Here is a 25,281-nt window from a genome sequence, read left to right as displayed (position 1 = left end):
TGAAATATCACTCAATATTCTGAATCTGCTCGCGCATCTGTTCAATAAGAACCTTGAGTTCAACGGCACACTGGGTTGTCTCGGTGACGATGGACTTTGAGGCCAGTGTGTTGGCTTCGCGATTCAGTTCCTGCATCAGGAAGTCGAGGCGGCGGCCTACGGGGTCTTTCTTCTTCAGGGTGCGGCGTACTTCGTTAACGTGGGTTTCCAATCGGTCGAGTTCTTCGGCGACGTCGGTTTTGTTGGCGACGAGTACCATCTCCTGCTCAAGGCGGGCGGGGTCGAGGTCGTCTTTGATGCTGTCCAGTTTATCCAGAATCAGCTGGCGCTGACGCTCCAGAATCCCCGGTAGTGCGGCGCGTACCTGTACGACGATGGCGTCGATGCCGTCCAGTCGCTGGTTGATCAGGTTGGCCAGTTCTTCCCCTTCCCGCGCACGCATGGCGATCAGGTCTTTCAGGCCTTTTTTGTACAGCTCAAGGGCGGCTTTTTTCAGCTGATCGGCATCCACTTCTTCATTCTGCAGAACCCCCGGCCACTGCATAATCTGCAGCGGGTTGATGGAACCCGGTTTGTTCAGGTGGCTGCTGATGGTTTCAGCGGCGCTGGCCAGTTGCTTAACCAGCTGCTCGTCGATATTGAGCGTTTCGCTGACCTGAGCGGGGTGGAAGCGCAGTACGGATTCCACTTTGCCCCGGTTCAGGCTTTTACGCTGCAGATCACGGATGGCTGGTTCCAGCTCGCGCAGGGTGTCCGGCAGGCGGAAGTGAGGTTCCAGAAAGCGTTGGTTGACCGAGCGGATCTCCCAGCTGAGGGTGCCCCAGGGATGTTGTTCTTCCTGACGGGTAAAGGCGGTCATGCTGTGAGTCATTGCTGTGCTCCGGTCGGATGTTGAGGCGGTGGGCTGGTGTGTCGGTACCAGCGCCATCTTCAGTCTTTTTATGTTGCCGCTAGTTTAGCGAAAGCGCGGACTAATGTTTAGCATGCTCAGACAATGATGCGGGTAATAGACTGAGGGAAAGTCTCTGCGGGTGATGGCTTAACGTGTATAATTAGCGCATCTGATCTTAGCGTTGATGCTGTTTGGAGAATGATCATGTTTCGGTCTGATCATAGCTCAGGCATCCGCGTCATCAATTTAAGGCTTCTGGCCTGCTACGGTTTGCTTGGCTTTTTAAATACTGAAACTCGCCAAGCGACAAAACAATTCTTCGGTTTTAACCCATTTGATTTCCGATTAAACAAACGAAAAGGTGTTCTATGGTTTCTCGTCCGAGCGGACGTGCATCTGATGCGATGCGCGAGGTGAAAATCACCCGCAATTATACCTGTCATGCAGAAGGTTCTGTGCTGGTTGAGTTTGGTAATACTAAGGTGATCTGCACGGCATCGGTTGATGCGTCTGTACCGCGTTTTCTGCGCGGTAAAAATCAGGGTTGGGTAACGGCGGAATACGGCATGCTGCCGCGTTCTACCGGTAGCCGTATGGGTCGTGAAGCGGCTCGTGGTAAGCAGTCCGGTCGTACTCAGGAGATTCAGCGTCTGATCGGTCGCTCTCTGCGTGCAGCGGTGGATATGAATGCACTGGGCGAGCATACCATCCAGATCGATTGTGATGTGATTCAGGCTGATGGCGGCACCCGTACCGCATCGATCACAGGTGCTTGTGTGGCACTGGTGGATGCGATCCGTTGGATGCAGCGCGAGAAGATGATTAAGGGTGATCCGCTGAAGCAGATGATCGCTTCGATCTCGGTGGGTGTTTACAAAGGCGAGCCGGTACTGGATCTGGATTATCCAGAAGATTCCTCCGCTGAAACCGATATGAATGTTGTCATGACGGATCAGGGGGGCTTTATTGAGGTTCAGGGCACGGCAGAAGGCGCGCCTTATACTCAGGAAGAGCTGCTGGCGATGCTGGAACTGGCGAAGAAAGGCTGTAACGAGCTGTTTGGGATTCAGCAGCAGGTGCTGGCAGAGTAATCTGCCACTTGTGATGCTGCTTGCCTGAGTCAGCTGTTAACCAGGTAGAGAGCAAGCTGAATCGTCAGGCATGAAAAAGCCCGTGTCGTTATCGCATTGCGAAATCGGCACGGGCTTTTCTGTCTCTCTACTACTGCACTCTCTACAACTACACTCTCTACCACTGCACCTTCTGGGCGGCGATTCATTGTGATTTTAGTCACGCCGCGTTCATCGTAAGCCAGAACCCTGCTTTTTATGTTCAGTTTGATCATCGTCCGGGTCGGAGATCTGAAACACAAAAAGTCCGGCAGGTGCAGTTTTCTGTCTGCTTTATCCGCGAAGACAGAAATTACAGGTCGATATCGTATTCCACTACCAGAGGTGCAAACTCTGAGAAGTTGGCCTGAGTATCAAACCAGGCATTTACGATATTGCGGCGCATGTTCGGGCCGGTAACCTGATAGTCGATACGCCAGCCATCCTGACGGTTGCGGGGCTTATCCAGCTCCGGATACCAGGAATACTGGCCTTCATCGCGGTTAACCTCGCGGAAAGCATCCAGAAAGCCCATAGGTCCGAAGACCTGATCCAGCCAGGCGCGCTCAACAGGACGGAATCCCGGTGTGTCCTGGTTGTTGGCCCAGTCTGCCAGATCGATGGTTTTGTGGGCGATATACCAGCTGCCGCAAATGATATGCTCGCGGCGCTTGCGGCGCAGTTTTTTCAGATACTCGTTGAACTGCTCCATAAAGGCATATTTTGCCTGTGGGTCGCTGTTGTCCGGCATCAGAAAAGACGCGATGCTGACTTTATCGAAGTCTGCCTGAATAAAGCGGCCTTCAAAATCCGCCTGCTCAAAACCAAGACCTGTCATGATCGCTTTTGGCAGTTTGCGGCAATAAACGCCTACGCCACCAAAGTTGTCCTGATCGGCATCGAAAAAGTAGCCTTCATAGCCTTGTGGGAAAAGAACTGAATCGTCCAGTTCATAGGACTTGGCCTGCAGATTCTGAACACAGATAACGTCTGCATCCTGCTGTTGAAGCCAGTCCAGAAAGCCTCTGTCTACGGCCCGGCGAATGCCGTTTAAGTTAATGTTGATGATCTTCATACGTGGTTCCTGCTACGACGAGCGTGTATGATACCCGAGCTTTAGACGTTTTGGTAAATACTCAGCAGCCAAATCTACCGGAGTTTATGAATGCAAGACTACCAGCGCGAGTTTATTGAATTTGCAATTGAGCAAAATGTACTACGTTTCGGCGAATTTACCCTCAAATCCGGCCGAATCAGCCCCTATTTCTTTAATGCGGGTTTGTTCAAGTCGGGTCAGGCTTTAGCCCGTTTAGGCCGATTCTACGCGCAGGCGATCTCTGCATCAAAAGTTGGATATGATGTTGTCTTTGGTCCGGCCTATAAAGGTATCCCTTTGGCAGCTGTAACAGCCGTTGCGCTGGCCGATCATCATGACCGTGACGTGCCTTATGTGTTTAACCGTAAAGAGGCCAAAGACCACGGTGAAGGTGGTGTTCTGGTGGGGGCGGATCTGGAAGGACGGGTGCTGATTATTGATGACGTGATTACCGCTGGTACTGCCATCCGTGAAGTGATGCAGATTATCGATGCCAATGGTGCTCAGCCGGGTGGCGTAGTGATTGCGTTGGATCGCCAGGAACGTGGTAAGGGTGAACTGTCAGCAATTCAGGAAGTCGAACGTGACTTTAATATGCCGGTGGTGAGCATTATTACGCTGGAGCAGGTCCTGCAGTATCTGGATGAGAAAGGCGATGACAACGCTCAGCAACATGCTGATGCAATCCGAAAATACCGGGAACAGTACGGTATTTGAGGGCAATCTGTGATTAAAAGCGCTAATCAGTCATCTTGTTCGCGCTTTTTCAGCTGATTGATATGCCGTATATTAGAGTACATTGAGACTCTTCTGATTGACTTAACGACTGGCTAACTATTTCCGAGGTTTGTGATGAAACGACTGGCTTTAGCAGCGCTAACAGCGGGTATGGCGGTAAGCGCGCAGGCAGCCACCATTGACCTGAATATCAACGATGAAACTATCCGTGCCGAGTACGATGCGCCGCTGCCGCAGAACCGTCTGAATATGGCGGTAGGTGCTCTGTATCACGAAGAAAATGATGCTGATGCGTTAGTGGGGCATATCGGCCTGCACACTCAGGAAGATACAGCGACATACAGTGTTGGTGTTGGTGGGCGTGCTTACGGTGTAACCGGCAGCGGTGATATTGATGGTGCAGCCATCGGTTTGGGTCTTCAGGGTAGCGTGTCTTTTGCACAGCTGCAGCAGATGCGTTTTGGTGGCCACGCTTACTTTGCACCACGAGTGGTTTCTTTTGGTGACATCGATGGTATGACCGATGTCTCTTTGCGTGCCTACTATCAGGCACTGAAAGATGTCGATATCTATCTGGGCTGGCGCAAAATTGAAGTTGATGTGGGTTCAAATTCCGATGATCTGGAAAGCAGCCTGAACTTCGGTTTTGTCATGAATTTCTGATCAAAAGTTATTTGATCTGAAGCGCGCTTCGCTTCAATCTGTTGGCTGATGACGATGCTTTCAAGAGGCTGAGGAATGAGTCAACAGACGATGTCCTGGCAACGGCTGCTATCCAGCCAGCGCCTGCAAGGTACGTCCCGACATGGAATCGATGATGTCGGGCGTTCCCCTTTCCATAAAGACCACGACCGCGTGGTGTTTTCCGGTTCCTTCCGGCGTATGGGCCGCAAGACTCAGGTTCACCCCTTTGCCGAAAACGATCATATCCACACCCGTTTAACCCATAGCCTTGAAGTGGGTTGTGTTGGCCGAAGTCTCGGCATGATGGTTGCCGACAGTCTCCGGCAGCAGCTACCTGAACATATCGCTCCTGCGGATCTTGGTGTCATCGTTCAAAGTGCCTGTCTGGCCCACGACATTGGTAATCCCCCTTTCGGTCATGCCGGTGAATACGCCATTCGAGACTGGTTCCTGCAGGCAGAGAAGCAGGGCCGTCTTGCAGGCCTGACCGATGAGCAGAAAGCCGATCTGATCACCTTTGAAGGTAACGCTCAGGGCTTCCGTATGGTGACTCAGGTGGAGTACAACCAGTTTGCCGGTGGTATGAAACTGACCTACGCCACCCTGGGCACCTTTCTGAAATATCCCTGGACCGCTTCAAACGCTGCGATGCCAGATAATATGAAAAGTGCCGGTAAGTTCAGCTGTTACCAGACCGAGCTGCCCATGCTGCAGGAAACCGCGGACGCTCTGGGTTTGATTCAGCTGGCCGATCAGCGCTGGTGTCGTCACCCGCTGGTCTATCTGGTGGAGGCGGCGGATGATCTCTGCTATGCCCTGCTGGATCTGGAGGACGGTCTTGAGATGGAGATTCTGGCTTATGACGAGGTGGAAGCGCTTCTGTTGCAGATTGCCGGAGGCGAGCCGGAGGGCTATCCGCAGTTGGCGCAAGCTTCTAACCGGCGACGTGTGGCGGCCCTGCGTGGAGCAGCAATGGAGCAGGTCGTGGCCGCTGTTTCCAAAGCCTTTGTCGAGCATCAGGATGAGCTGCTAACCGGGCAGTTCAATCAGGATCTGCTGGATGTTTGCCCACCGGATATCGCTCAGGGAGTGGCTCAGGCCAAACAGATGGCACAGCAGCGGATTTTTGATCATCCCCGCAAGGCAAAGCTGGAGATTGGTGCGTACACCACACTGGGGGTTCTGCTGGAGAGCTTCTGCGGTGCGGTCGAGGAACTCAGTCAGCTAAAGGCGGCAGACTCAACCCAGACACTCAGTTTTAAGTCAAAGCGGGTGTTGTCGCTGATCGGTGAGAATATTCCGGACACCGGCTGGGACCGTTATGAAGCCTATCGTCGGGTTCTGGATTTTATCGGCGGCATGACCGACAACTACGCGGTGGATCTGGCGCAGGAGATGGGTGGTCGTTTGAATGGCTGAATGAGTGAATAACAGAACTGTGAACAGAGAGTCACAACAGAGGCTGGGCACAGGCTCTCTGGCAGCGGCATACTGAGCGTCATAATAAAAACAAGCTCAGGAGTCGTTATGACCGCCGCAACTACTACAACTACACCAACTACAAAAGCATTATCGGCAGAACACGCATCATCCGACACCGTAATGACAGTGGATGAGATAACCCAATTTCTGCACAAAGAATTTCCCCAGCATATCGGTGTTGTCACCGAGATGGGTAAGAACAGTGCTGTGATGCGGCTGGATGTGGACGATGCACATCTGCGCCCCGGCGGCACTGTCTCCGGCCCCACCATGATGGCGCTGGCGGATATCTGTCTCTACGTTGCGATTCTCGGGCAGATCGGCCCGGTGGCGCTGGCCGTCACCACCAACCTGAATATCAACTTCCTCAGAAAGCCGGAACCGGCCAAAGCCATTATCGCCGAGGCCAGCCTGCTGAAGCTGGGTAAGCGTCTCGCGGTGGGTGAGATCAGTATCTATTCAGAAGGCGATGGCGAGCCAGTGGCTCACGTCACCGCGACCTATTCGATTCCGCCACGCTGATCTGCACTGGGTTTGATGTCCTGAAGGGCGACCCACAATAAAGCCTACAAGCTTGTGGGTCGGGCTTTAGCCCGTCAGTGGGCTTATCAGCGTTTGTGCTGATAAAAACCGTAATGCGCCAGACTTAACCAGCCCAGAGCCATCATAAATCCACCCGTTGGCGTGATCGCCCCTGTCGCGAAACCCAGTAAGTGTTTGCCATAAATCCCACCGCTAAAAGCAAGAATCGCCAGCAGAAAGAAAAGACCGGGCAGAAGACTTAACCAAGCCATTGGTTTACCTTGTCGCAAAGCACCTCCTGCAATCCATAAGCTCAGAGCCAGGGTCAGGCTGTTAAATTGCTGATAGCGTACCGCGGTCTGCAGGCTGTTCAGAATGTCAGGATCGGCATTACTGAAGCCATGGCTCAGCCAGGCATCCAGAAACACACCGGAAGCACCGAACAGCCCCGCCAGCAGCCACAAAAGACCGTAACAATAAAAAAGCGCTTTTCTCGGTGTTTCTGCAGAATTTTGCATCAGCTATCTCCAGATTAGAGGCCGCAAAGCCGGAGGTTTAAGGTACAATGTCACCCTTTTTCAGATCAGCGGTGACATCGTGAAAATCATCGAAGGGCAATATACTCTTCCTCGCTTCAGATTTCACAGCCGCTGATGAAAACGCGACACACTAACCGACAGATCAGGTAGCAAAAGCGATGCAGATACTGGTGAATGGTGAGCCAAAAGAATTGCCCGGACAGGCGACGCTGGCGGACTTAATCGCTGAGATGGAACTGACCGGCAAACGGATTGCGGTGGAGATTAACGCTGAGATCGTGCCCCGTAGTCAGCATGGGGAAACCCGCCTGAATGACGGTGATCAGGTTGAGATTGTGCACGCTATCGGTGGTGGCTGATTGAGGGATCAGCCAGACATTCATCGGAGTCAGCAGCTTGGCTGTGCTGACCCAAAACTCTACCATCCTATGGAACCAAACAAACACAGACAAGGGTAAACATCCATGACCGCTTCGAGCAACAATAAGGATCTTCTGACCATCGCAGGCAAAAGCTATCAGTCCCGTTTGCTGGTAGGCACCGGTAAATACAAGGATCTGGAAGAGACCCGCCTGGCGATTGAAGCCAGTGGTGCTGAGATTGTGACCGTAGCGGTGCGTCGTACCAATATCGGACAGAATCCGGATGAACCGAATCTGCTGGATGTGATCACCCCGGACAAGTACACCATTCTGCCGAATACCGCAGGCTGCTACACCGCTGACGATGCCGTGCGTACCTGTCGTCTGGCCCGTGAACTGCTGGATGGCCACAAACTGGTGAAGCTGGAAGTACTGGGTGACCAGAAGACGCTGTATCCGGATATGGAAGAAACCCTGAAGGCGATGAAGACCCTGATCGCGGATGGGTTCGACGTGATGGTTTACTGTAACGATGATCCGATCGCGGCGAAAAAACTGGAAGATATGGGGGCCTGCGCCATCATGCCGCTGGGCTCTCTGATCGGTTCCGGGCTGGGTATTTTGAACCCGCACAACATCCGCATCATCATGGAAAGCGCGAATATCCCGGTACTGGTTGATGCCGGTGTCGGAACGGCTTCTGATGCGGCTATCGCCATGGAGATGGGCTGCGAAGCGGTTCTGATGAACACTGCGATTGCGGCCGCTAAAGACCCTGTGCTGATGGCTTCTGCCATGCGTAAGGCGATCGAAGCCGGTCGTGAAGCCTATCTGGCCGGTCGTATGCCGCGTAAGAAGTACGCCAGTGCCTCTTCTCCGCTGGAAGGCCTGATCGACTAATCTGCTTGCCCTGCACTCAATTAAGGCGGAGCTGAATATCAGCTCTGTCGCTACTTTTTAATCAACACCATACAGGTTTAAAGAACGACAATGTCTGATGCAACTGATGCTCAAAACCCGAATCAAGCTGTTAACGAGGCTGAGGTTTCTGAGCAGCCGGTAGAAAGCCAGGAAAGAAAAGAGAACGAAACGCCTGAAGAGCATAAGCGCCGCATTCGCAGCTTTGTACTGCGTACCGGCCGTATGACTGCCGGTCAGCAGCGTGGCATGGATGAGTTCTGGCCAAAATGGGGGCTGACCCTGGAGCAGGGTGAAATCGACCCGCAACAGGTGTTTGGTCGTGATGCGCCTCTGGTGATCGAGATCGGTTTTGGTATGGGGCACTCCCTGTTTGAACAGGCGAAGACCATGCCGGATCACAACTTTATCGGTATCGAGGTGCATACCCCGGGTGTTGGTAAGCTGATGGCAGAAGCCGGTGATGCCGGTCTGACCAACCTGCGTGCCTACGAAGATGATGCAGTTGAGATTCTGAACCAGTGCATTCCGGATGGTTCGGTGGATCTGCTGCAGCTGTTCTTCCCTGATCCGTGGCATAAAAAGCGCCATCATAAGCGTCGTATCGTACAGCCTGAGTTTGTTCAGCTGCTGCGCAAAAAGCTGAAAGTGGGTGGTCGCTTCCATATGGCAACGGACTGGGAAAACTACGCCGAACACATGGTAGAAGTGATGCAGGCGGCAGAAGGCTACGAGAATACCGCGACCGATGGTGATTACGTACCGCGTCCGGATTCCCGTCCGATCACCAAGTTTGAAAAGCGTGGTGAGCGTCTGGGTCATGGCGTATGGGATATCATCTACCGCAAGGTGAGCTGATCTTCAGCGTCAGAATTTCTGATGACCAAAATGAAAGCCCCCGAGACCTTATAAGGTCTCGGGGGCTTTCGCGTTTCAGGCCTTCTGCATAAAGGCCTTAATCTCCGGAGCGATCTCTTCCCGGAAGCGGCGGCCGTTAAAGATGCCGTAATGCCCCACGCCCTGCTGAATATAGTGCTGGCGCTTGGTTTTCGGAATCTTGGTCAGAATGTCATGGGCGGCTTCCGTCTGCCCCATACCGGTAATATCGTCGTTCTCACCTTCAATGGTCATCAGTGCGGTCTTGGTGACTGCCGTTGGCTCAATCTTTTTGCCCTGATAGGTCATCTCGCCCCTTGGCAGGTCATGATCGAGGAACACCTTTTTGATAGTTTCCAGAAAGAAGGGCGCGGGCAGATCCATCACCGCCAGATACTCGTTATAGAACTTGCGGTGTGCTTCGGCACTGTCGCCATCCCCTTTGATCAGGTCGCCAAAAAACTTGAAGTGCTTATTCACGTGGCTATCCAGGTTCATGCTCATAAAGCCGGACAGCTGAATAAAACCCGGATAGACCCGCTGACCGGCGCCGGGATAACCCTCTGGAACCGTGCAGATCACCTGATCCTGAAACCACTCGTAATCCTTGCCGGATGCGTAATCGTTTACCTCCGTTGGATTTTTTCGGGTATCAATCGGGCCGCCCATCAGAATCAGAGATTTAGGGGCGCAGGGATCGTTTTGTTCTGCCATCACCGTTGTTGCCACAATGGCAGGCACACTGGGCTGACAGACACCGATCACATGGGTATCCGGTCCTAACAGCTGCAGAAACTCGATCAGGTAGCGCACGTAGTCATCAAAGTTGAAGCTACCCTCTTCCAGCGGCACTTCCCGGGCGTTAACCCAGTCGGTGATATAAACCTCATGGTCGGGAATAAACTGTTCAACGGTACCCCGCAGCAGGGTGGCGTAATGGCCGGACATAGGGGCAACAATCAACAGCTTAGGGTGCTGATACTCACCGGAGCGGCGGAAATGCAGCAGATTACAGTACGGCAGGGTGTGGATAATCTCTTCCCGGATGCGCACCTTCTGACCATCAACTTCGGTAAAAGGCAGTTCAAAGCTGGGTTTTTCGTAGTTATCGGTGCAGCGTTCGATCAGTTCCGCTGCCGCAGTCAGCAACTTACCGGTTTGGGTGATACGCAGAGGATTCCAGGGTAGTGACAGCTGTTTTCGCCAGGCCTGCGCCCAGAGATGAATGGGTTGAGCAACCTGACTGTAACTGTGATGCAGTTTATAGAGCATGGTGGAGTCCTCTGTGATGAGCTGGCATTATTTTTTTATGGTTATTTGTGCGTTGCAGCAATATTGATAATAGACACAGAGACGGGACAGGCAAAGGTTTTTCAGTGACTGGAAATCAGGCATCTGTTTTGCGGGTATTGGTGAGAGGGCTTTGCCGGTTGAGCAAAGTCAGGGCCGGATTGGCCAGTCATCGATGCCTACCGCATCGCTAAAGGCCGTTTCTTTGCCCTGCCAGCGGTGGATAAAATCTCCTTCGGGATCAAACTCGGCGCTTTGCTTTTCCAGATTAAAGTGCCGGCCGCCCCTCGGGTCTGAGCCGACTCCTGCAATGTACTGCCAGTTACCGTAGTTACTGCCGGGGTCGTAATCGACCAGCTGATGTTCAAACCAGGCGGCCCCGTAGCGCCAGTCCAGTTGCAGCTCGTTGACCAGAGCACTGGCGACAATCTGGCGGCCCCGGTTGGACAGCATGCCTGTCACTTTCAGTTGTTTCATACAGGCGTTAACAATAGGAAATGCCGTGCTGCCTTCGCACCAGCTTTTAAAGCGTTGAGGGTAGAAGCTGGTCAGAGGCTTTTTGCGCCTTTCTCCGCCAAACCGATAAAGGTCCGCCTGTAAACGGTGGGCATTCCAGTAGAAGAACTCCCGCCAGAGCAGCTCAAATTTTAACCAGTAAGTGGATTCGTTCGCGCCAAATTGCTGCTCGTAGCGGCTGATCTCACTCCAGACCTGACGGCCAGATAAACAACCCTGAGCGAGCCAGCCAGAGAGCAGGCTGACATGATCCGGATGTTGCACAACATCCAGTGTATTGCGGGATTGCTTGTAGTGATCGATAGCGCGGCTTTTCCAGATAAAGTGATCCAGATGATTCCAGGCGGCTTCACAGCCACCTTGAATGGGGCGTTCCTGATGGCTGCTGGTCTGCTGATAATCCGATAATAGTGGCGGTGTTTCTGGCCATGAACCGGCGTCTTCCACCACGATGATGGGTTTGGTTTGTGCCAGTCTGACGTCCAGTGTGACCGGATCCGGCACAAGTTGTTCTTCCGCCAGCTTGCGGAAGGGAGTGAACTGTTTCGGTATCTTATCCACAGACACCGGCAGATGTTGCGGTGTGAATAAGCTGTTTTGATGCAGCGTTATCACGTGGCAATCAGTCTGATCCTGCAAGGCTTGCCAGAAACGTGTTTCATTCAAGCCGCTGTTAAAACTGCCTGCTATCAGGTCTAGGCGGTGCTTTTCGATCAAAGTCGGAATTGTTTTCTCAGGCTCGCCCTGTATCAGATGCAGCTGATGGCCAAAGCGCTGCAGATGCTGATTCAGATCCCTTAAGCATTGCCAGATAAACTGCCAGCGGTGCTGTCCCAGTCTTGGAAAGCCATGGTGGCTGGCCTTGGTCAGTTCAGGATTCAGCAGGTAGACGAACAGGACTTCATCGCATTGGCTGATCAGGTGATTCAGCGCAGGATTATCCTCCAGCCGCAGATCGTGACCGAAAAGATATAAGCCCCGTTTAGAGGGTTGTTTTGGCTCATGGGTTTGCTGTGGGCTTACCATGGCAGCGTCTCCCCATTCCAGCTGAAGAAGGAGCCGGTTTGCTCCGGTATCAGCTGTTCAAGCACATTCAGCAGGTAATGGCCGGTTTGCTCTGGGGTGAAGAGTTTACCCTCGGGGACATTTTTCTGAAAAGGTTCGGAAAGGCCGGTATCTGTGGTGCCGGGATGCAGGGCCGCAACACACAGATGTTTATGGCTGCGTTGCCACTCGATAGACAGGGTTTTCAGCGCCATATTGAGAGCCGCTTTAGAAGCGCGATAGCTGTACCAGCCGCCCAGCTGGTTATCTTCGATACTGCCGACCTTAGCGCTGACTGCGGCAAATATCCCGCGAGTGCTTTTTTTAAGGGCTGAGGAAAAGTGCTGTGCCAACAGCAGTGTTGGCAGGGTGTTGTGCTGAATATTGTGCAGAAAGAAATCCGGCTCAAACTGGCGGATACTCTTTTCCGGCCCCTGAAAGCCATCATGGGTGTGATGGTGAAGGAAACCAGCGCAATTGATCAGCCAGTCCACCTGAGTCACGGATTCAGCCAGTTTGCCAACCGAATCCCTGTGGGTCAGATCGGCCTGATACCAGTGCACATCTGCGGAAGTGTTTTCCGGCTTGCGGCTTCGGTAGGTCGCTGCGATTTCTGCATCGGGATAGCGTTCACGGATCGCGCTGATCAGCCCCTGCCCGACTCCACCATTACCGGCACATATCAAAACCTTCATCCGCGTTACCCTCTGCCTGATTTTCTCTGGTTTAACTGCGTTTGGTACGCAGTTTTTGGGTCTCCGGTTCAGGTTGTCAGCTGAGCGTGGTCATTCATTCCAGTGCGGTTTAGTGTGAAATCAGAACTGACTGGCAGAAACCTCAGGCAGGGTTTCAAAGCCGGGGCGCGCAAAGTAGAAGCCCTGAAACAGATCGATACCCTGATCCCGCAGCCATTCGTATTCCTCCTGCAGTTCAACCCCTTCTGCCAGCAGTTCCAGATTCAGTTCTTCGCACACCATAATGATGCCGCGAATAATCGCCTGCTTTCGCGGGTGCTGGTGAATATCGATAATCAGCTCCCGATCGAGCTTGATGGTATCCGGCTCGTAGTCCGCCAGCAGGTTCAGGCCGGAATAACCTGCGCCAAAGTCATCAATGGCGGTTTTAAAGCCCATCTTTTTATAGGCATCGATAATATTGACCAGATGCTGCTTGTCTTTGACCTCTTCACCTTCGGTGACCTCAAAGACAATTTTCTCTAATGGAAAACCATACTTTCTGGCGGCTTCCAGCGTGGTGCGGATACAGAGCTCCGGCTGATACACCGCATTAGGGGTGAAGTTCAGGTTCAGGCGGGCATCCTGATCCGCGAGACCGATCTCAACCGCTTTTTTGATGGCGGTGACCCGACAGGCCTGATCAAACTGATAGAGATTATCGTCGTTCACATGCTGAAAAATGGTTCCGGCAGGTTCGCCATTAATGCCCCGGACTAAGGCCTCATAGGCAACGGTCTTTTTCTGGCTGGCGCTGACAATGGGCTGAAAAGCAAAACTGAAGGTAAAGGGTAGAGGCGGCCTGTCTCTACAGCGATCACAGCCAGGAATATCTGAATTCTGATGTGCTTGAGTGGCGTTGTGTCCGTTACAGTGATCAGTATCGGCAGGCATAATCGTTGTCCGTTTGGTCTGAATGTAAAAGGGCCACAGGATAGAAGAGTAGCGCCTGATATTGGATTGTTAGCGTGACATCAGGGCAGCATAGATCAAACACGTATTATCCGTATACGTTATCTGATGAATTTAGTTCACTGGAAGCAGAAAGGTCTTTTTTTATTCAGAATGTTACGCGGAGGTTCCTTAATCCGCTTCTGTGCGATTACGGCCTTCTGTCTTGGCTATATAAAGGAGTTTATCCGTACGGGAAAAGAGTTGCTCAAAGGTGTCTTCAGATCCCTGTGTTGCACTGGCCCCGAAGCTGGCGGTGAGCCTAAGATTGTCGGGTAGTATCAGGGTTATGGTCGCTTTTCGTATGCGCTCTGCCAGAGCGTAGGCCGATGACTTGTCGCCCCCCGGCATGATAATGGCAAACTCTTCACCGCCCATGCGCACTGCTATATCAATTTCCCGGATCTCTTTGAGGATCATGGCCGCGAAGGTCTTTAGTACGGCATCTCCGGTGGGGTGGCCGTGGGTATCATTGATCTGTTTGAAATGATCAAGGTCGATCAGTATCAGGCCCAACGAACCGCCATTACGCTGAATACGGGTCAGCTCCTGCTCTGCGATCTGGTACATTCGGCGGCGATTGTATAACCCGGTAAGTGTATCGGTCTGGCTCTGATGCAGTAGCGCACTGTTCTGCTGATGAATGCGCATCAGAGCCAGCATCAGGCTGGCGACTACCAGGACCACCAGGAGTAATAAGCTGATCACTGCGATGGATAGCCACTGCATCAGTTGGCGCTGAGTGGCAGACGCTAAGTGGAGTTTCTCGTTGAGTTCGCTGTAGGCCCAGGCCAGGTTTTGTTCCAGAGCCATCCCCTGATGGTAAACATGGGGGATATCTAAGATATCAGCACCCTTCTCCTCAGCGAGATTCAGCAACTCAAGCAGCACGGACAGCTGATCCTCTGCGCGTTTTATCTCTTCAAACTGAGCGATGTAGTCTGTATCGGGGAGGTCACTTTGGCTTAATGAGTGGCGTACTGTTCGTGCGCGTCTGTCGATGCGCATCAGAATAATGTTGAGTTGTTCGAGGTGATGTTTTTCCTGCTCTTTCAGGAGGCTTTCCAGTGTCAGGCGAAGTTCAGAGATGCTGGCCTGAGCACGAATCACATCGGTCACCATGGAGGTATAGTCAGCGCCAACATGACGTCGGGCTTCTTTCAGGTAATAGGTGATCGCCAGCCCGCAGACCAGTATCAGTAGCGCGAAGGAGGCTGCAAGCCATCTGCGAAGACGTTTGCCTGATTGATGCATCATCGTGCTTGAATTTTGCGCACCGCCCAGATCCAGCGAGTGATGGAAGCCGTGCCCTCAAGAGCGGCCTGAGCGTCTTCAGGGACGATCAGCATATAAGGCCCAAGATCTTTTTGTGTTACAGGCTTGCCATCCAGGCGAGTGACCAGGAGATAGCGCTTTTCACTACGCTCTTTTGGCGACAGGAAGGTGGTGTAGCCATCCTCTGCAATAAAGCGAACACGTTGCGCCTTGTCGAGCTTCTGACTCTTCAGTAAAGCGTCGAGCCAAACCCCGGAGAAGGTGCCCTTGGGGCCCTCGGGGTGTTGCATGGTGACTTCGTGTAAACCCAGAGATTCAATGTTACTCAGACTGAGCGTGTACTGGTTTTCCCCCTGAACGATAGACAGAGCCTGCGGAGCATCAGCTAAAGCGTTGGGTGTTTGTACCAGTGTGAGCAGAACCATCAGCGCGAACGAACCGAGTCGCCACAAAGACCAATTCAGTAGATGCATTGAGAACCTCATTAAGTTGGCTGTTAAATCGGGAATAACGTTACCTGCTAATTCAGGGAAGAATACCACCCTTTTTGCTTAAAACCACTGATTGAAGGGGGGAATAACGGGGGGGCGTTCGTTAGGATGGATGGAATCGGTTGTTACACAGAATATTTCTTTTGAATGGGGCGTTTTGAAAAAGAAAAGCTGCGGAGTAGCTCCGCAGCTTAAAGTAAGTTGTCCAGGACCTAAATACGTTGGCTAGGACCTAAATGGATTGGATAGGGCCTAGACCTCCTGATACAGCTCGGAGCCTTTTTCCAGAAACTCTTTCGATTTCTCCTGCATACCCTCTTCTGCCTGAGCATTGATGGCGGCGACCTGTTCCGCATCCAGATCCCGGACTTCCTGAGAGATCTTCATGGAGCAGAATTTTGGTCCGCACATGGAGCAGAAGTGCGCCACCTTGGAGGACTCTTTTGGCAGGGTCTCATCGTGGTAGCTGCGGGCGGTATCCGGGTCGAGGCCAATGTTGAACTGGTCTTCCCAACGGAATTCGAAACGCGCCTTGGACATGGCGTTATCACGCACCTGCGCCGCCGGGTGACCTTTGGCCAGATCCGCTGCATGCGCCGCAATCTTATAGGTGATGATGCCGGTTTTAACATCGTCTTTGTTCGGCAGACCCAGGTGCTCTTTTGGCGTTACATAACAGAGCATGGCACAACCGTACCAGCCGATCATGGCGGCACCGATACCGGAAGTGATGTGGTCATAACCCGGTGCAATATCGGTCACCAGAGGGCCCAAGGTGTAGAAAGGTGCTTCGCCGCACTCTTTCAGCTGCTTGTCCATGTTCTCTTTGATCATGTGCATCGGCACGTGACCCGGACCTTCGATAAAGCACTGAACATCATGTTCCCAGGCGATCTTGGTCAGCTCGCCCAGGGTTTCCAGTTCGGCAAACTGAGCTTCATCGTTGGCGTCATACACGGAACCCGGACGCAGACCGTCACCCAGCGAGAAGGTCACGTCGTAGGCCTTCATGATCTCGCAGATCTCTTCAAAGTGGGTGTAGAGGAAGCTCTCTTTATGGTGTGCCAGACACCATTTCGCCATGATGGAACCACCACGGGAAACGATACCTGTCATACGTTTGGCAGTCAGCGGCACGTAAGCCAGACGTACACCGGCGTGAATGGTGAAGTAATCCACACCCTGTTCCGCCTGTTCGATCAGGGTGTCGCGGAACACTTCCCAGGTCAGATCTTCAGCAACGCCGTTAACCTTCTCCAGCGCCTGATAAATCGGTACGGTGCCGACAGGAGCCGGGCTGTTACGCACGATCCACTCACGGGTTTCGTGAATGTTTTTACCGGTGGACAGGTCCATCACGGTGTCAGCACCCCAGCGGATGCCCCAGGTCATCTTGGCCACTTCTTCCTCAATGGAAGAACCCAGCGCTGAGTTACCAATATTGCCGTTAATTTTGGTCAGAAAGTTACGACCGATAATCATCGGCTCGATTTCCGGGTGGTTGATATTGGCAGGCAGTACCGCGCGGCCACGGGCGATCTCGGAACGGACAAACTCCGGCGTGATCTCGTCCGGAATAGCCGCACCAAAGGACTGACCCGGATGCTGTTCATTCAGCTGGTGCTGCTCACGCATCTCAGCCAGCTTCATGTTCTCGCGGATGGCAACGTATTCCATCTCAGGGGTGATGATACCCTGACGGGCGTAATGCATCTGGGTCACGTTTTTACCGGCTTTGGCGCGACGGGGTTTGCGCTGCAGATCAAAACGCAGTGACTCCAGCGTCAGGTCGGCTTCGCGCATGCGGCCGTATTCGGAGGACAGTTTTGACAGAACCTCAGTATCGTCACGCGCTTCGATCCAGGGGTTACGCTGAGGGTTCAGGCCTTTACGCACATCGATCTGAACGGCAGGATCGGTATAAGGGCCTGAAGTGTCATAAACGCGCAGCGGCTCGTTCTCTTCGTTACCGAAGCTGCCAGTGGTCGGGCTCAGGCTGATTTCGCGCATCGGCACTTTAATGTCGGGGCGGCTGCCTTCGATATAAATTTTGCGGGAATTCGGGAAGGGCTGAATGGACGCCTGATCCACCTGTGCGGTTTGATTCAGCGGTCCCTGCGGAGTGTTATTGGGATTGTTCTGATTGTTTTGCATCATGCCTACCTTTATTACCGTCATCTGCGGTTGAACAGAATATGCAGTGTTAAACCGTGCTCTGGGTGAGCAACCAGTGTTTAAACATGACAGAGAGAAAGGTTGGCTGTGCCGTGGATGAATCCGGTGGCGCGAACACTGATAAAAGATGGTTTTTGTGTTCAGATCCCGGTCTGCCTTTATAAGTCCGGCAGTACGGATTTTTGGATTCAGTTTCTCGATTCCTACGCTGGAATTACCCAGTTCAGGTTCTTCGGGTTCCGCTGCATTGCAGCGATCTCAGCCAACCGTGCACCCCGTCAAGATGGCACAGAGTCTAGGTAGAGGGCTTTGAGATGTCCAGTGCTTTGGCCTTGAAAAATATCGATTCAGCACCTGAACGAAAAAATAAGGCAATAAAGTGTAAAGATATTTATCGAACAGCCGATAGGAGGAGAACAGTCATCTTTTATTGGTCGTTATCCGATGAAAATCGTCAATCAACTTGAACAGTCTACCGGTGTTGCTAAGTCCATGAACACCGCCCTGCATAACTCGCAGGGTGGACAGTTCTCTATGTTGTTGAGTTTGTTAACGACGCCTCTCTATGCCTCTGATATCCAGGGTATCGACAGCAATGCACAGGTCGATATGCTGCGTCAGAATCTGGAAGCTGACACTAAAGCCCGTAAAACAGCCATGGCGGTTAACCGTGCCATGAATCATTCTATGATCTCGGGTTATGGTGGCTATTTCAGCTTTCTTCGTGCGTTGTCTGATGTCTTTCCCAATATCCAGCAAGTTACTGCAGTGCGTCCGGCCCAGGCAAGCAATCTGTACCGTGTTGTTGAGACACCTGAACTGGGTCAGCAGCTGGCTCGTCAGATCAATCTTGCCGCTTAATTCTTCATTTTCTCCAAACGTCTGAATTTTTCAGCCGATCTTCGCTAAAAGATGTAATTCCGATTAATTATCTTGCTTGGGTGCGCAGTAAGCCTCTGCGAGACTTACCGGCTGAATATTGTTTTTGGTTAACAAATATATTAGATTGATCTAAAATAGCATCTAATAGCATATGAATATGTGTTTGGTGATTGGCTATGATGGGTTTTGAGTTACACTGAAGCCGCACCACAACGGATCTAAGGTGTTTCTCGGAAGAGACGCTGTTAACCGCTTTATCTGAACGAATTTAACAACGTGCAGGAGCAGACCATGCGACGACTTACCGCTATTTCAGCGGCTTTAATCTCTGCTTTGAGTATTCATGCTCAGGCGCAAACTTTGTCCAGCGTCTATCAGGATGCTTTGGAGAACGATTACCAGCTGAAAATAGCCCAGTCTGAACTGAATGCGGTTATCGAAGATGAAAACGTAGCTTGGGCCGGTGTAAAACCAACGGTTACCGCTGGCGGTAGTTTGATGAATAACTCTCCGGATGGCACCTTGCAGGGCCGTGATGCCGGAGACAGTTACAACCAGGCGCAATTAGCACTGACAGTGACTCAGCCTCTGCTGAATGTGGGAAATATAGCGCAGATCGGTGTTGCTCAGGCGACTACTGAGAAAGCCCGCTATGAATATCAGACCGCTGAGATGGACCTGATGGTTCGAGTGACGGAAGCTTTCTTTGGCGTTCTTCGTGCAAAGGATAGTCTCATCTCTGCTGAAGCACAGGAAAAAGCGATCAAACGTCAGCTGGAACAGGCGAAGCAGCAGTTTAAAGTGGGTCTGATACCGATTACTGGCGTAAATGAAGCTCAGGCGGCCTATGATGGCTCCCGTGCTGCGCGCATTGGGGCCGAAGGTGCTCTTCTGATCAGTGAAGAATCCCTGCAGCTACTGACCGGTAAGAGCTATAGCGAGTTGAATACTCTGGCTGAAGACTTTCCGGTAAAAGCTCCTCAGCCAGCCACCGTCCAATACTGGATCGATCTGGCTTTGGCTAATAATCCGGATGTTAAAGCCGCTCAGAAACAGAAAGATGTGTCTACGACTGCGGTAAAAGCCGCGAAGTCTGCTTATCTGCCGTACATTAACGCCAAGGCAGAGCTGGCTTATCAGAACACTGATGCTGACGCAGAAACAGATATGACTAATCTGGCCTTGGGTGTTGAGATGGGCTGGCAGATCTACGCAGGTGGTTCTACCAGTGCCAATATCAATAAGGTAAGCCACTACCTGAATCAGTCTGAACAGGGGCTGGAATTGAAGCGTCGTTCTGCAGCACTGAATGCCCGTAACTACTATATTCAGGTTACGACCAGTGTTCAGCAGGTTGAGGCCCGCCGTCAGGCGCTGCTTTCTTCTGAAAGTGCACTGCGTGCGACCCGTTCCGGTTATGAAGTAGGAACTCGCAATATTGTCGATGTGCTACAGGCTGAGCAAGCTTATTACACAGCTGAGACTGCATATCTTGATACCCGTTACAGCTATTTGGTCAACCTGATCAAGCTGAAACAAGCCGCTGGGACACTGAAACAAGAGGATATTGCTGCGCTTGATCAGTGGTTGCAGCAAAAAGCAGGTTAATTTTTGCTAACCTGAAAAGCCCCTCTTGCAGGGGCTTTTTTATTTGGGGTAACGTATAGCATCTGGTGGTTAACTAACATCCAAAAAGAAGGTTGTCATTTTCTGATCATAGAAATGGCTTAACCTCATAAGATTCTAATAACAAAAATATCGCATCATCTGAGGCGATTTAAGCATTTAGCCGGAGTAGGCGATGGACGCGCAAGGGAAGGCCTATATTAATCCCAGCTTGTTTGATACCGGGCCTGTAGTTGTTTTTAAATGGGGTGCGCAGCCGGTTGGGGGTAACCCCTGGCCTGTGCATTTCGTTACTGGCAATGTTGCCTCCCTACTGGGCTACTCACCCTCCGTATTTCTTGAGAATCAGCTTGTCTATTCCGATCTGATTCACCCTGATGACATTGGCCATGTAACCGCTGAAGTGACTCTTGCGCTGGACAGTGGTACCTCCCGCTTTACCCATAAAGATTATCGGCTTCGGCATAGTGATGGCCATTATATCTGGGTAATGGATGTCACCATGATTGACCGGGATGATTCCGGCCAGCCCTCGGCATTCAATGGTTATCTGGTGGATGTCACTGAGCGAAAAAATACAGAGGGTCAGCTCCATGACAGCGAGTTGCGCTATCGTCAGCTTTTTGAAGGCAGTCGGGTTGTTGAGTTATTGATCAATCCTCAGAGTGGTGAGGTGGTCGATGCTAATGAGGCTGCCTGTCGCTTCTATGGTTACAGCTACGATCAGATCACCTCTCTTCATGCCACGGATATTAATGCGATGTCAGAGGATGAGATCGTTCAGGCGATGCTGGATGCTGAACAGGAAGAGCGTAATCATTTTGTCTTCCGCCATAAGCTGGCATCCGGTGAATTGAGAGATGTCGAAGTACACAGTGGTCCCGTGGAGTATCGGGGTCAGAAGCTTCTCTATTCGATTATCCATGATATTACGCATCGCTTGGCGGCCGAGCGCGAGAAAGAGAAGCTGTCCAATGCACTGGATCAGAGTGGTAGTAGTGTCATGCTCACTGATGCTCACTACAACATTGAGTATGTGAACTGGCAATTTTGCCGTATTTCTGGTTTTACCCCAGAAGAGGTGATTGGCCGTCATGTCGATTTTCTCTCTGCTGGTCGTACTTCTCCTGAGATCAGGCGGCACCTGTCGACCACTCTTCGGCAGGGCAAGCCCTGGCATGGTGAGCTTTTGTGTCGGCGTAAAAACGGTGAGCTATTCTGGAATAGCTTGTCAGTTTCTCCGGTTGCCTCGGAGAAAGGTGAGATAACCGGTCTGGTTGCCGTTGGTGAGGATCTGACAGAACAACGGGAAACCGACCGTAAAATCCAGCAATTGGCGTTCTTTGACCCGATCACCGGACTGGGTAATCGCCAGTTTTTGCTCGATAATCTGGATGAGTTTTTTGCCGAGGCAGAAGCCTCGGGTTTTGATCGTCAGACTGTGTTGGTCTTTATTGACCTGGATGACTTTAAACGGGTCAATGATTCACTCGGTCACGATATGGGCGATCGTCTGATCAAAACGGCAGCGCATCGTCTGAAAGTTGTGGTGAGTGACTCGGATATACTGGTGCGTTTAGGCGGTGATGAGTTTGCGATTCTGCATCGTGCAGGCAGTCGCGATAAGCTGAACGAATGGTTGGATCAGCTTTGTTATCAGTTCAACCGGACTGTTAAGCTGGGTCCGCACACCATTAATGCTTTTGCCAGTATTGGCGTTGCATTTTTGCCTCAGGATGCTACCGATACAACGGGTGCTTTGCGTAATGCTGAGCTGGCGATGTATAAGGCTAAACAGCAAACCGGAAGTACCTGTCACTTCTTTTCTGAAGAGCTGAATCAGCAGGCCCAGAAACGCCTGGATCTTGAGGTACGTCTCCGCAAGGCGATGCAGCATGGGGAGTTAGAGCTTTATTATCAGCCTAAGGTGTGTTTGAAAGACAACCGTATCGTCGGTGTTGAGGCCCTGATTCGCTGGAATGATCCCGATCGAGGCTTGGTCCCTCCGCTGGAGTTTATTCCTTTTGCGGAAGAGACCGGATTAATCCTTCCTATTAGCCATTGGGTTTTGGAAACGGCTTGTCGCCAGATTGTGACATGGCAGATTGCGGGCCAGCGTCCCATCAAAATGGCGCTGAATCTATCTGCACGTCAGTTTCAGGATCCGGGTTTTGTCAGCCAGGTAGAAACCATTCTGGAGCAGACCGGAGTTGATCCTAAGTGGATTGAGCTCGAAATTACCGAAAGTATGCTGATGGAGAATATGCGCGATATGCTGCCGGTGCTCCATGAGTTGAAGGCGTTGGGTGTCAGCCTGGCTATTGATGATTTTGGTACGGGCTATTCCTCTTTGGCTTATCTGAAAGAGATGCCGATCGATGTGCTTAAGGTGGATCGTGCCTTTGTTAAGGATCTGCCCCATGGTCGTAACGATTGCGCTATTACCCGGACCATTATTGTGCTGGCGCAGCAGCTGGATCTGAGTGTTGTTGCAGAGGGCATTGAGCAGCCCGAACAGGCACAGTTTCTAACGGAAAGCGGCTGTGATATTGGTCAGGGTTTTCTATACAGCCGACCTCTGAAACTGAGCGCGCTGGAAGAAAAGCTGGCTGAAGCAGTGCTTTCACCAACGAACATAGAGGCGCTTCACTGATGCCGGTGTTTGGCCTCTAATCTTCAGCGGCAAGAAAAGTCTCCAGCACGGCATTTAGGTAGATAAAACCTTCATCGGTGGTCCTCAAACGCCCTGTACCCGCTTCCATGAGTTCCATCTGCTGCAGCTTCTCAAGTTCCGGCGACAGGCTGTCTAATGGCTGTCCTGTTCGCTGTGGATAAAGTGATTCATCCACACCCTCTTTCAGTCGTAAGGCATTCATCAGAAACTCCACCGGCATCTCTTCCGGCTCAAGCCTTGTGCGCTGAGAGGTGTAATCCACGGCGTTCAGATATTGTTTGGGGTGGCGCTGCTTGCTGGTACGGACAATTTCCAGCCCACTCTCTGCCGTTGGCCGGGTGATTTTGCCATGGGCTCCGGCACCGATCCCCAGATAATCACCAAACTGCCAGTAGTTCAGGTTGTGCCGAGCTTCCGATCCCGGTTTGGCATAGGCGGAAACCTCATATTGCTGATAACCGGCGTCGGCGATTAGTGTTTGCCCCGCCTGCTGAACCTCCCAAAGGGTATCGTCATCCGGTAACGGCGGTGGAGCCTGATAAAAAGCGGTGTTGGGTTCTAACGTGAGCTGATACCAGGAGAGATGATCCGGTTGCAGGTCGATCGCCTGCTGCAGATCGGCAAGCGCTTCTGCTTCAGTCTGCTCCGGCAGGCCGTGCATAAGATCAAGGTTAAAGCGGGTAAATCCGGCCCTGCGGGCGCTTTCGGCAGCGCGAATGGCATCCTGACTGTTATGGATGCGACCAAGGCGTTTCAGCTGCTCAGGATCAAAACTCTGGATGCCAATGGAGAGCCGGTTTACACCGGCTTCGCGATAACCTTCAAAACGCGCCTGCTCCACGGTGCCTGGGTTGGCTTCTAAGGTGATCTCGATATCGTCTGCAAAAGGGATGCGCTGTTCGACACCCTGCAGAATCTGCCCGATCGCCTCCGGTGAAAACAGGCTGGGTGTACCGCCGCCAAAAAAAATACTGGTCAGTGGTCGCCCCTGTGCCCCCGCCAGATCCGCATCCAGATCCCGCATCAGAGCGGCAATATACGCCTGCTCCGGCAGGCCTGCAGGCTCTAGTTCAGCACCCTGGGGCGTGTCGGTCGCAGCCTTAAAGCGATCCACGCCGTGGGAGTTAAAGTCGCAATAGGGGCACTTCTGAACACACCAGGGGATGTGGATATAGAGGCTTAACGGTGGCAGAGTCATATTCAGATCCGGTCAGTCTATTAATCGCGTTGGCGCAGAGAGCGTTTAGCCACGGGCTTTCAGTTGGCTGACCAGATCCAGTGTCGCCTTGCCACGATGGCTGAGTTTGTTTTTCTCTTCCCGGCTCATGGCTGCAGCGGTACAGCCCTGCTCTTCGATAAAGAACAGCGGATCGTAACCAAAGCCACCTTCGCCTTCCGGTGCTTCCAGAATACGGCCTTCCCAGCTGCCCTGAGCGATAATCGGTGTCGGGTCATCGGCATGGCGCAGATAAACCAGCACACACCAGTAGCGGGCGGTGCGTTCAGCTTTAGGCAGGCCTTTCAGTTCTTCCAGCAGCTTTGCGTTGTTTCTGGCATCGGTTGCACCTTCACCGGAGAAACGGGCGGAATAGATACCCGGTGCGCCATTAAGGGCATTGACCTCGATACCGGAATCATCGGCCATCGCAGGCTGGCCACTGACACGGCTGGCTTCACGGGCTTTCAGCAGGGCATTTTCGATAAAGGTCAGTCCGGTTTCGTCCACTTCAGGTACGTTGTATTCGGACTGGGGCACAACTTCAAAGCCCAGTGGTGCCAGCACTTCACCAAACTCTTTCAGTTTGCCTTTGTTGCCGCTGGCGAGGACTAATTTCTGGTTCATGGAATCTATTCTCTATATCGGCGTTCCCACGCAGGTGTGGGAACGAGGTTTTATTCGGAAGGGACGGCGGGCTTATTCACCATAAAAACGGCGGATAAAACTCAGATCATAGGGTTCCATATTGGGATCAAAGCGCACCTTCAGACGGAAGCGGGTTGGCTCGTCTTCCGTAAAGTTAAAGCTGGTGATCTGGTAGATCGCATTCGGTTCACGAATGGTACGGAACGCCAGATTAACGCTTTGACCGGCCAGATTAGCCACATCACCGGTAACCAATGCTTCTACTGGTTTGTAGCGGCCATCCGCCTGTTTTTTCAGAACCGAGATATTGATCATCGCCTGATAACGACTGCGGACAATGCCATAGGCCTGAGCCACTTCCGGCTGCAGAAACCCCGTTGTGAAGGTGTTGTAGTGGATCTGGTAATCACCCACCTGCTCATATTGCTCGGCCTGTGCCGGAGTGATCAGGCTCAGCATCAGAGCCAGTCCCGCCATAACGCTGAGCAGCATGCGATTGAAAGTTAATACGTGCATAGTGAAACTCCACAGAAACGGTTGG

General features: G+C 52.1%; 24 protein-coding genes and 1 riboswitch. Of the genes, 11 read left to right on the top strand and 13 right to left on the bottom strand.

All coding sequences use genetic code 11. The features are described 5' to 3' along the window. Nucleotides 1–7: 7 nt before the first annotated feature. A complete protein-coding gene (locus AC4GL5_RS00700; RefSeq protein WP_490380863.1) occupies nucleotides 8–871 on the bottom strand; it encodes a YicC/YloC family endoribonuclease in 864 nt (287 codons plus the stop codon). 389 nt (nucleotides 872–1,260) lie between these two features. Between AC4GL5_RS00700 and rph the strand changes: the two genes are divergently transcribed. Then, complete coding sequence (gene rph, locus AC4GL5_RS00695) at nucleotides 1,261–1,983, top strand: ribonuclease PH (protein ID WP_490380862.1); 723 nt, start codon at nucleotides 1,261–1,263, stop codon at nucleotides 1,981–1,983. A gap of 331 nt (nucleotides 1,984–2,314) precedes the next feature. Here rph and AC4GL5_RS00690 read toward each other — a convergent pair whose 3' ends face one another. Continuing rightward, nucleotides 2,315–3,076, bottom strand: coding sequence for an exodeoxyribonuclease III (locus tag AC4GL5_RS00690; RefSeq protein ID WP_490380861.1), 762 nt, complete (start codon nucleotides 3,074–3,076; stop codon nucleotides 2,315–2,317). A gap of 90 nt (nucleotides 3,077–3,166) precedes the next feature. Here AC4GL5_RS00690 and pyrE point away from each other — a divergent pair, with 90 nt between their 5' ends. From pyrE to AC4GL5_RS00670, 4 genes are all read left to right on the top strand, one after another. Beyond that, a complete protein-coding gene (pyrE, locus tag AC4GL5_RS00685) occupies nucleotides 3,167–3,814 on the top strand; it encodes an orotate phosphoribosyltransferase (protein ID WP_490380860.1) in 648 nt (215 codons plus the stop codon). A 135-nt stretch (nucleotides 3,815–3,949) separates the two neighbouring features. Beyond that, nucleotides 3,950–4,498: a YfaZ family outer membrane protein gene (locus tag AC4GL5_RS00680; protein ID WP_490380859.1), complete on the top strand. Its 549-nt coding sequence runs from the start codon at nucleotides 3,950–3,952 to the stop codon at nucleotides 4,496–4,498. 75 nt (nucleotides 4,499–4,573) lie between these two features. Further along, on the top strand, nucleotides 4,574–5,938 hold the full coding sequence (locus AC4GL5_RS00675) for a deoxyguanosinetriphosphate triphosphohydrolase (RefSeq protein ID WP_490380858.1): 1,365 nt from the start codon (nucleotides 4,574–4,576) through the stop codon (nucleotides 5,936–5,938). A gap of 108 nt (nucleotides 5,939–6,046) precedes the next feature. Continuing rightward, nucleotides 6,047–6,523, top strand: a complete 477-nt coding sequence (locus tag AC4GL5_RS00670) for a PaaI family thioesterase (RefSeq protein ID WP_490380857.1) — start codon at nucleotides 6,047–6,049, stop codon at nucleotides 6,521–6,523. 86 nt (nucleotides 6,524–6,609) lie between these two features. Here the strand turns inward: AC4GL5_RS00670 and AC4GL5_RS00665 are convergent, their stop codons facing one another. After that, nucleotides 6,610–7,041, bottom strand: a complete 432-nt coding sequence (locus tag AC4GL5_RS00665; protein ID WP_490380856.1) for a DUF423 domain-containing protein — start codon at nucleotides 7,039–7,041, stop codon at nucleotides 6,610–6,612. A gap of 179 nt (nucleotides 7,042–7,220) precedes the next feature. Here AC4GL5_RS00665 and thiS point away from each other — a divergent pair, with 179 nt between their 5' ends. From thiS to trmB, 3 genes are all read left to right on the top strand, one after another. Further along, nucleotides 7,221–7,421: a sulfur carrier protein ThiS gene (gene thiS, locus AC4GL5_RS00660; RefSeq protein ID WP_490380855.1), complete on the top strand. Its 201-nt coding sequence runs from the start codon at nucleotides 7,221–7,223 to the stop codon at nucleotides 7,419–7,421. A 105-nt stretch (nucleotides 7,422–7,526) separates the two neighbouring features. After that, the gene (locus AC4GL5_RS00655) at nucleotides 7,527–8,324 is read left to right on the top strand and encodes a thiazole synthase (protein ID WP_490380854.1); all 798 of its coding nucleotides are present in this window, start codon (nucleotides 7,527–7,529) and stop codon (nucleotides 8,322–8,324) included. Between the two features lie 90 nt (nucleotides 8,325–8,414). Continuing rightward, the gene (gene trmB / locus AC4GL5_RS00650; RefSeq protein WP_490380853.1) at nucleotides 8,415–9,200 is read left to right on the top strand and encodes a tRNA (guanosine(46)-N7)-methyltransferase TrmB; all 786 of its coding nucleotides are present in this window, start codon (nucleotides 8,415–8,417) and stop codon (nucleotides 9,198–9,200) included. A 75-nt stretch (nucleotides 9,201–9,275) separates the two neighbouring features. On the opposite strand, the gene AC4GL5_RS00645 is transcribed toward trmB, so the two are convergent. The 7 genes from AC4GL5_RS00645 to thiC form a co-directional block, all read right to left on the bottom strand. Then, on the bottom strand, nucleotides 9,276–10,490 hold the full coding sequence (locus AC4GL5_RS00645; RefSeq protein WP_490380852.1) for a polyhydroxyalkanoate depolymerase: 1,215 nt from the start codon (nucleotides 10,488–10,490) through the stop codon (nucleotides 9,276–9,278). Nucleotides 10,491–10,658: 168 nt separating this feature from the next. Continuing rightward, nucleotides 10,659–12,050: a DASH family cryptochrome gene (locus AC4GL5_RS00640; RefSeq protein ID WP_490380851.1), complete on the bottom strand. Its 1,392-nt coding sequence runs from the start codon at nucleotides 12,048–12,050 to the stop codon at nucleotides 10,659–10,661. After that, entirely contained in the window at nucleotides 12,044–12,763 is a 720-nt protein-coding gene (locus AC4GL5_RS00635; RefSeq protein WP_490380850.1) for an SDR family oxidoreductase, read from the bottom strand. The genes AC4GL5_RS00640 and AC4GL5_RS00635 overlap by 7 nt, the downstream gene beginning before the upstream one ends. 120 nt (nucleotides 12,764–12,883) lie before the next feature. Continuing rightward, nucleotides 12,884–13,696 carry an EAL domain-containing protein gene (locus AC4GL5_RS00630; RefSeq protein WP_490380849.1) on the bottom strand — a complete coding sequence of 271 codons (813 nt, stop codon included), beginning with the start codon at nucleotides 13,694–13,696 and terminating at the stop codon, nucleotides 12,884–12,886. Between the two features lie 189 nt (nucleotides 13,697–13,885). Beyond that, complete coding sequence (locus AC4GL5_RS00625) at nucleotides 13,886–15,010, bottom strand: GGDEF domain-containing protein (RefSeq protein ID WP_490380848.1); 1,125 nt, start codon at nucleotides 15,008–15,010, stop codon at nucleotides 13,886–13,888. After that, complete coding sequence (locus AC4GL5_RS00620; RefSeq protein WP_490380847.1) at nucleotides 15,007–15,501, bottom strand: hypothetical protein; 495 nt, start codon at nucleotides 15,499–15,501, stop codon at nucleotides 15,007–15,009. The genes AC4GL5_RS00625 and AC4GL5_RS00620 overlap by 4 nt, the downstream gene beginning before the upstream one ends. Nucleotides 15,502–15,771: 270 nt before the next feature. Further along, entirely contained in the window at nucleotides 15,772–17,673 is a 1,902-nt protein-coding gene (thiC, locus tag AC4GL5_RS00615) for a phosphomethylpyrimidine synthase ThiC (RefSeq protein ID WP_490380846.1), read from the bottom strand. Between the two features lie 204 nt (nucleotides 17,674–17,877). Continuing rightward, nucleotides 17,878–17,982, bottom strand: a riboswitch (TPP riboswitch). A 156-nt stretch (nucleotides 17,983–18,138) separates the two neighbouring features. On the opposite strand from thiC, the gene AC4GL5_RS00610 reads away from it, so the two are divergent. From AC4GL5_RS00610 to AC4GL5_RS00600, 3 genes are all read left to right on the top strand, one after another. Next, complete coding sequence (locus tag AC4GL5_RS00610) at nucleotides 18,139–18,555, top strand: hypothetical protein (RefSeq protein WP_490380845.1); 417 nt, start codon at nucleotides 18,139–18,141, stop codon at nucleotides 18,553–18,555. A gap of 312 nt (nucleotides 18,556–18,867) precedes the next feature. Continuing rightward, nucleotides 18,868–20,184 carry a TolC family outer membrane protein gene (locus AC4GL5_RS00605; RefSeq protein WP_490380844.1) on the top strand — a complete coding sequence of 439 codons (1,317 nt, stop codon included), beginning with the start codon at nucleotides 18,868–18,870 and terminating at the stop codon, nucleotides 20,182–20,184. 193 nt (nucleotides 20,185–20,377) lie between these two features. Continuing rightward, nucleotides 20,378–22,855, top strand: coding sequence for a putative bifunctional diguanylate cyclase/phosphodiesterase (locus tag AC4GL5_RS00600; RefSeq protein ID WP_490380843.1), 2,478 nt, complete (start codon nucleotides 20,378–20,380; stop codon nucleotides 22,853–22,855). Nucleotides 22,856–22,871: 16 nt separating this feature from the next. On the opposite strand, the gene hemW is transcribed toward AC4GL5_RS00600, so the two are convergent. The 3 genes from hemW to AC4GL5_RS00585 all read right to left on the bottom strand — a co-directional run bounded on the left by hemW (nucleotide 22,872) and on the right by AC4GL5_RS00585 (nucleotide 25,256). After that, the gene (gene hemW, locus AC4GL5_RS00595; RefSeq protein ID WP_490380842.1) at nucleotides 22,872–24,074 is read right to left on the bottom strand and encodes a radical SAM family heme chaperone HemW; all 1,203 of its coding nucleotides are present in this window, start codon (nucleotides 24,072–24,074) and stop codon (nucleotides 22,872–22,874) included. A 45-nt stretch (nucleotides 24,075–24,119) separates the two neighbouring features. Continuing rightward, nucleotides 24,120–24,719 (bottom strand): RdgB/HAM1 family non-canonical purine NTP pyrophosphatase, encoded by a 600-nt coding sequence (gene rdgB / locus AC4GL5_RS00590; protein ID WP_490380841.1) that lies wholly within the window; start codon nucleotides 24,717–24,719, stop codon nucleotides 24,120–24,122. A 72-nt stretch (nucleotides 24,720–24,791) separates the two neighbouring features. Then, nucleotides 24,792–25,256 (bottom strand): DUF4426 domain-containing protein, encoded by a 465-nt coding sequence (locus tag AC4GL5_RS00585; RefSeq protein ID WP_490380840.1) that lies wholly within the window; start codon nucleotides 25,254–25,256, stop codon nucleotides 24,792–24,794. Between the last annotated feature and the right edge of the window lie 25 nt (nucleotides 25,257–25,281).

It is taken from the genome of Oceanospirillum sp., from assembly GCF_982874595.1.
The sequence above is the reverse complement of the archived record's forward strand: the minus strand, read 5'-3'. Positions and strand labels throughout refer to the sequence as shown.

What these genes read in the sequence shown, in the direction of transcription:
- pyrE (WP_490380860.1), top strand. Translation starts at nt 3,167, where the DNA reads ATGCAAGACTACCAGCGCGAGTTTATTGAATTTGCAATTGAGCAAAAT.
- AC4GL5_RS00665 (WP_490380856.1), bottom strand. Translation starts at nt 7,041, where the DNA reads ATGCAAAATTCTGCAGAAACACCGAGAAAAGCGCTTTTTTATTGTTAC.
- AC4GL5_RS00585 (WP_490380840.1), bottom strand. Translation starts at nt 25,256, where the DNA reads ATGCACGTATTAACTTTCAATCGCATGCTGCTCAGCGTTATGGCGGGA.
- thiC (WP_490380846.1), bottom strand. Translation starts at nt 17,673, where the DNA reads ATGCAAAACAATCAGAACAATCCCAATAACACTCCGCAGGGACCGCTG.
- AC4GL5_RS00605 (WP_490380844.1), top strand. Translation starts at nt 18,868, where the DNA reads ATGCGACGACTTACCGCTATTTCAGCGGCTTTAATCTCTGCTTTGAGT.
- trmB (WP_490380853.1), top strand. Translation starts at nt 8,415, where the DNA reads ATGTCTGATGCAACTGATGCTCAAAACCCGAATCAAGCTGTTAACGAG.
- hemW (WP_490380842.1), bottom strand. Translation starts at nt 24,074, where the DNA reads ATGACTCTGCCACCGTTAAGCCTCTATATCCACATCCCCTGGTGTGTT.
- AC4GL5_RS00675 (WP_490380858.1), top strand. Translation starts at nt 4,574, where the DNA reads ATGAGTCAACAGACGATGTCCTGGCAACGGCTGCTATCCAGCCAGCGC.
- AC4GL5_RS00640 (WP_490380851.1), bottom strand. Translation starts at nt 12,050, where the DNA reads ATGGTAAGCCCACAGCAAACCCATGAGCCAAAACAACCCTCTAAACGG.
- AC4GL5_RS00635 (WP_490380850.1), bottom strand. Translation starts at nt 12,763, where the DNA reads ATGAAGGTTTTGATATGTGCCGGTAATGGTGGAGTCGGGCAGGGGCTG.
- AC4GL5_RS00600 (WP_490380843.1), top strand. Translation starts at nt 20,378, where the DNA reads ATGGACGCGCAAGGGAAGGCCTATATTAATCCCAGCTTGTTTGATACC.
- AC4GL5_RS00625 (WP_490380848.1), bottom strand. Translation starts at nt 15,010, where the DNA reads ATGATGCATCAATCAGGCAAACGTCTTCGCAGATGGCTTGCAGCCTCC.
- AC4GL5_RS00655 (WP_490380854.1), top strand. Translation starts at nt 7,527, where the DNA reads ATGACCGCTTCGAGCAACAATAAGGATCTTCTGACCATCGCAGGCAAA.
- thiS (WP_490380855.1), top strand. Translation starts at nt 7,221, where the DNA reads ATGCAGATACTGGTGAATGGTGAGCCAAAAGAATTGCCCGGACAGGCG.
- AC4GL5_RS00680 (WP_490380859.1), top strand. Translation starts at nt 3,950, where the DNA reads ATGAAACGACTGGCTTTAGCAGCGCTAACAGCGGGTATGGCGGTAAGC.
- rdgB (WP_490380841.1), bottom strand. Translation starts at nt 24,719, where the DNA reads ATGAACCAGAAATTAGTCCTCGCCAGCGGCAACAAAGGCAAACTGAAA.
- AC4GL5_RS00620 (WP_490380847.1), bottom strand. Translation starts at nt 15,501, where the DNA reads ATGCATCTACTGAATTGGTCTTTGTGGCGACTCGGTTCGTTCGCGCTG.
- AC4GL5_RS00610 (WP_490380845.1), top strand. Translation starts at nt 18,139, where the DNA reads ATGAAAATCGTCAATCAACTTGAACAGTCTACCGGTGTTGCTAAGTCC.
- rph (WP_490380862.1), top strand. Translation starts at nt 1,261, where the DNA reads ATGGTTTCTCGTCCGAGCGGACGTGCATCTGATGCGATGCGCGAGGTG.
- AC4GL5_RS00690 (WP_490380861.1), bottom strand. Translation starts at nt 3,076, where the DNA reads ATGAAGATCATCAACATTAACTTAAACGGCATTCGCCGGGCCGTAGAC.
- AC4GL5_RS00670 (WP_490380857.1), top strand. Translation starts at nt 6,047, where the DNA reads ATGACCGCCGCAACTACTACAACTACACCAACTACAAAAGCATTATCG.
- AC4GL5_RS00630 (WP_490380849.1), bottom strand. Translation starts at nt 13,696, where the DNA reads ATGCCTGCCGATACTGATCACTGTAACGGACACAACGCCACTCAAGCA.
- AC4GL5_RS00700 (WP_490380863.1), bottom strand. Translation starts at nt 871, where the DNA reads ATGACTCACAGCATGACCGCCTTTACCCGTCAGGAAGAACAACATCCC.
- AC4GL5_RS00645 (WP_490380852.1), bottom strand. Translation starts at nt 10,490, where the DNA reads ATGCTCTATAAACTGCATCACAGTTACAGTCAGGTTGCTCAACCCATT.